We start from the raw sequence: 319 nt of genomic DNA, 5'->3' as shown, positions 1-319 counted from the left end.
GTGGCCTTTGCCGACGTCTGCCCCGGCTGGGCTTCGCAACTCGACAGCGACGTCGTCAGCAGCAGAGCCGCGCAGGCGCGCTTCGCCGCACGGTTAAAGGCGCGCACGGATGCCGACCTGAACGAGGCCGCGGGAAAATTCATCCAGCGGGATGGTCGCCGCGCGATCGGAAAGCGTCGCGTCAGCGAAGAGCGAGAACCTGCGGGTCGCAAGATATTCCACGCCCACCCGCCCTTGCACAATGTCCTGCTTGTCACCCGCGCCGCGAAACACCGATCGGCGCCACCCCACTTCACCGGACAGCAGCAGATTGTGGCGG

1 protein-coding gene is annotated in these 319 nt (G+C 66.5%); it reads right to left on the bottom strand.

Annotation, left to right across the window (positions count from 1 at the left end):
- Positions 1–93: 93 nt before the first annotated feature.
- The coding region (locus AX702_RS21135; protein WP_156455625.1) for an outer membrane beta-barrel protein at positions 94–319 on the bottom strand (226 nt) is incomplete at its 5' end.

This window comes from Sphingomonas sp. CCH5-D11, from assembly GCF_001557395.1.
Lineage (GTDB): Bacteria > Pseudomonadota > Alphaproteobacteria > Sphingomonadales > Sphingomonadaceae > Sphingomonas.
The sequence above is the reverse complement of the archived record's forward strand: the minus strand, read 5'-3'. Positions and strand labels throughout refer to the sequence as shown.